This window comes from Kordia sp. (assembly GCF_045105435.1).
GTDB lineage: Bacteria > Bacteroidota > Bacteroidia > Flavobacteriales > Flavobacteriaceae > Kordia.
In genome coordinates this window covers 1-3,075 of the sequence record NZ_JBGCDL010000170.1, presented here as the reverse complement: position 1 = coordinate 3,075, position 3,075 = coordinate 1, and the positions used below count along the sequence as shown (strand labels likewise).

3 protein-coding genes are annotated in these 3,075 nt (G+C 35.3%); all 3 read left to right on the top strand.

Going from position 1 to position 3,075, the window contains the following annotated elements:
• The coding region (locus AB8B65_RS09145) for a glycosyl hydrolase family 65 protein (RefSeq protein WP_405300645.1) at positions 1–144 on the top strand (144 nt) is incomplete at its 5' end.
• Positions 145–693: 549 nt separating this feature from the next.
• Positions 694–2,619: a glycoside hydrolase family 13 protein gene (locus AB8B65_RS09140; RefSeq protein ID WP_405300644.1), complete on the top strand. Its 1,926-nt coding sequence runs from the start codon at positions 694–696 to the stop codon at positions 2,617–2,619.
• 163 nt (positions 2,620–2,782) lie between these two features.
• On the top strand, positions 2,783–3,075 hold a 293-nt coding region (locus tag AB8B65_RS09135), incomplete at its 3' end, for a hypothetical protein (RefSeq protein ID WP_405300643.1).

Here is a 3,075-nt window from a genome sequence, read left to right as displayed (position 1 = left end):
AAAGTAAACTACCGAAATCACATTCTAAAAATCAATGTCACACAAAACGGAACCTCGTTTGAACTTGAAAAAGGAGACGATTTAGTGATTTTGGTCGATGGAAAAAAAGTAGCCGTTTCACCAAACGATTTGGTCACTGTTTAAATGTAAAATAAGTTTTAGGAGCTATTTCCTGCTTTCCGCTATATCTCCCGAGAAAATCGGGAGGATGTCGCTGCAATCAGGGCTAGTGAGAAACTTTTAAGTTTCATATAAAATATTGGAATATATATAGTATTGAGAATTGAGATAGTAGTATTGAGATTGTTTCAAAATATCATTTTAATAAACGAAAACGTCACTTCGAGTGATTTTTTGAAAAAAAATTGTATCGAGAAGTACTATGAAATCTAGTGCTTCTCGTCACAGTATTGAGATGGTTTCAAATGTCATTCCTGCGTAGGTAGGAATCCATTAAGAATCTAAATAGATTCCGCAACAAGTGCGGAATGACACATGATTGCTGAGTTTGTCATTCCTGCGTAGGCAGGAATCTTTTAAAAATAAAGGTTAAATAACCTCGTCTCAATTCTCAATACTAAAAAACACAAAACGTCATTCTGAACTTGATTCAGAATCTCATCACAAGCTAAAAATCATTATGTGAAGCTGAATCAAGTTCAGCTTGACGTAAAAGCTAAAAAAACCAATCAGATGAAAAAAATAATCGCCCTCATAGCATTTATAAGTTGCTTCTCTTGTAAAAAAATAGAAGGCACAACATCTGATACAGTTCAAAAAACACCAAAAGTAACCGAAATCAAAAACGATATTGAACGTATAGAACCGCCTTATTGGTGGACAGGTTTTAAAAACACAAAACTGCAACTCTTAGTCAAACATCCAAATATTGCGGAAGCGACGCCAGCAATATCAAACAATAATATCAACATTGAAAAAGTTCAAAAAGGTGAAAGTCCAAACTATCTATTCATTGATTTAGACATTTCAAAAAATACAAAACCTGGAAAGTTTAATATTGAATTCAAGTTTGAAAATGATAAAAAACTTATCCAAACGTACCACTTGAAAGAACGTACAAAAGCTGCGAAAGACTATATTGGTTTTGACAGTTCGGACGTATTATATCTTATCACTCCAGATCGATTTGCAAATGCAAAACCTGAAAATGATACGTTTCAAAACTTAAACGAAACTACCATCAATCGGAAAGATAATTATGCACGTCATGGTGGCGATATTACAGGAATCACAGACCATTTAGATTATATAGACGAAATGGGTTTCACTGCAATTTGGTCATGTCCGTTACTCACAAACGATATGAAACGCGGTTCGTATCACGGCTATGCCATCACAGATTACTACCAAGTAGATCCGCGGTTTGGAACACTTGCCGAATACAAAGAACTCGCAGACAAAGCCAACGATCGCGGAATAAAACTAATCATGGATCAAATAGCAAATCATTGTGGTTTGGAACATTGGTGGATGAAAGATTTGCCATTCAATGATTGGGTAAACTATCAAAAGGAATTCGAAAATGGTGAAAAAACAACCTTTTCAAACCATCGAAGAACTTCAAATCAAGATATGTATGCTTCCAAAAGCGACAAAGAAGGAATGACAAATGGTTGGTTTGTAGAAACCATGCCCGATCTCAATCAACGAAATCCATACATGGCAAACTACATCATTCAAAACAGTATTTGGTGGATTGAATCGTTGGGTTTAAGCGGCATTCGACAAGATACGTATCCATATCCTGACAAGGAATTTATGAGCAATTGGGCAGGCGCCATCATGACCGAATATCCAAATTTTTCCATTGTTGGCGAAGAATGGAGTTACAATCCATTGCTAATTGGCTACTGGCAAAAAGGCGCAAACAACAAAGATGGGTATGAAAGTAATTTAAAATCTACCATGGATTTTGCTATGCAACGCAAAACTGTGGAAGCCTTAACAGAAAAGGAATCTTGGGACAAAGGTTTGGTAAAAATCTATGAAGGTTTGGCAAACGACTTTCAGTATGCGAATCCGAAAGACATCATGATTTTCCCAGACAATCACGATATGAGTCGCATCTTTACACAACTAAAAGGTGATATTGCTGATACTAAAATGGCGCTAAGTTATCAATTAATGCTTCCAAGAATTCCACAACTCTATTATGGAACCGAAATTTTAATGAACGACTTTGCAAAACCAGGCGATCACGGTTTAATACGAACCGATTTCCCTGGCGGATGGGAAGGCGACAAAATCAATGCATTTACTGGCAAAGGTTTAACTGCTGATCAAAAAGACATGCAATCGTATCTTAAAAAACTATTGAACTTTCGCAAAAACAGCAAAGCCATTCATGAAGGAGAAACAGTTCATTTTGCACCATTCATGGGAACTTATTTTCTATTTAGAACTTTGGGAGACGAAACCGTAGTGCATATCATTAACAAAAACGAACAACCAATTACAATAAATTTAAAACGTTACGCAGAAATGAACTTAACAGGAAAAACATTGAAAAATGTAATTACAGGTTCAACATTTATGTGGAATGACGCTATTGAGTTAAAAGAAAAAGGAAGCATTATATTATATAGTATTGAGAATTGAGCTATTAGTATTGAGATTCATTTTTTTAACCTTTACATTTCAAAAGTGTTCTCGACTGCGCTCGAACTGACACTTTGAAATGCCTCACAATACTGAAAACGTCACATCGAGTAATTTTAGATAGAAAATTGTATCGAGAAGTACTTTGAAACTATAAAAAAATATGAAAACAAAACTCACCGTTATACTACTCTCACTACTTTTCGTTTCCTGCAAAGGAAAACAAAAAGACGACACTACAGATGGTAAAAAATCTGTTACGCTGGTTGTAACCAATTTGCCAAGCAATCACGATTATTCAAAAGACATCTATATTTCAGGAGATTTTGAAGGTTGGTCTGGCGGAAGACCTAAGTTGAAACTAGAAAAAAAGGATAGCACCTACTACAAAATAACAATTCCAAATCATCGGGAAACCATCAATTTCAAATTTACATTGGGAAGTTGGGAAACTGT